The sequence below is a fragment of the Porcincola sp. LCP21S3_C12 genome (genome assembly GCF_052118625.1).
Lineage (GTDB): Bacteria > Bacillota > Clostridia > Lachnospirales > Lachnospiraceae > Porcincola.
This window is the reverse complement of sequence record NZ_JBQKGW010000064.1, coordinates 1-1362: the sequence shown is the minus strand read 5'-3', so window position 1 is coordinate 1362 and position 1362 is coordinate 1. Positions and strand designations below refer to the sequence as shown.

1 pseudogene is annotated in these 1362 nt (G+C 45.3%); it reads right to left on the bottom strand.

Annotated elements, in window-relative coordinates:
* Window positions 1-116: 116 nt before the first annotated feature.
* A pseudogene (locus tag ACTQ1N_RS12630) lies at window positions 117-563 on the bottom strand (group II intron reverse transcriptase/maturase); the annotation flags it as partial.
* Window positions 564-1362 lie beyond the last annotated feature (799 nt).

Here is a 1362-nt window from a genome sequence, read left to right as displayed (position 1 = left end):
AACAATTCGCAGAAACAGTTACTTTTAAAGTGACTGACACATCTGTAGAAATCCAAAATCGGCGCGAAATAATCTGCCGGATGGGACATCATTTAATTTGCCGGACAACAGCTGGTACTCCTATTCGGTCTGAACCCATATGAATGAGGATGAAACTGCGGCTCACATATCGGCTCAAGTACCTGCAGAATGCATTGCTGTACGAGTCTGTCCCATATGCATGGGATTCCCAGCGGTCTTTTCTTATTGCTACCCGGCTTATCAATGAACACTCTTCTGACCGGCTTCGGTCTGTAGTCGCTCAGCATGTTTCTGACATTCTGAACGACCTGCTCGTCACTCATCTCCTTAATGTCGTCGATGGTCATTCCATCAGGCCCGGCGGTATTGCTTCCGTCGTTCGTTTTCAGGTTACGGTACGCCAGTCGGATATTTGCTTCAGAACCGATAATCTCCAGCAACTTGTAAAAGTTGTTGTTGTTTTTGCTGGCCGCATACAACGAATCGAACACTTTTTGCATGTCATAATACTCGTTGTACCGCAGCTTCGCTTTCTTCAGCATGGTCTGTGACCTCCGATAGGGAGCAAATCACATCTCTTAGTCTTACCCGAACCCACGCCATTGTTAATTTGATTTACTTGTTACATGACTAGTGGCTATCCCTTCACCGCTTATTGTCACGGCATCAACGGTACTATGCCACCGCTCTCACTGGCACGATCTCCCTTATATCGCGGAAATGCGACTTTCCCGTTCGATCCGCTTCAATGGGGGCAAACCCTCCACGTTGCCAGCTTTCTACGTTCCGAATACGCTATCTATACATGCTTACCCTTAGATTTCTTCTATGAGCCTGCTACCACAACGATGCCTGTAACACCGTATGGGCTTTCATAAAGGCAGAGTCTTACTCACCCACAGTAGCGACACTATTTGTGTCTCCGAACATTTCTATCCGGCCCCGATATAGACCCGTACATTCGAAGATTCGTCAGTAGGCTTGATGATTCCTACATTCTAATCAATAGGTAACTTGTAGACCTCCGGCATATCTGGCGCACCGTCCACCTCTGGACAGCTTTCGGTGTTCCTCACTACGGCGCCATTCTGCCGACTTCACCGAGCTTCATACGCTTCCGTTTTGCCAACTTTCACGCATGTCGGAGTATTAAGGATGCCTTTCAGGACGTTACTCCCTCATTCGACAGTTTACGTATTCAGTTCTCCAACTCGAATTAGTGTTAATAACTAGTGTCTGCTGATTAATTAAATGACGCTATAAAATATGGTTTTTATCATCATATATGTTATAATGAATGCAAAGATATTTTAACTATTGCTGTTTATCTTTGCATTTAAG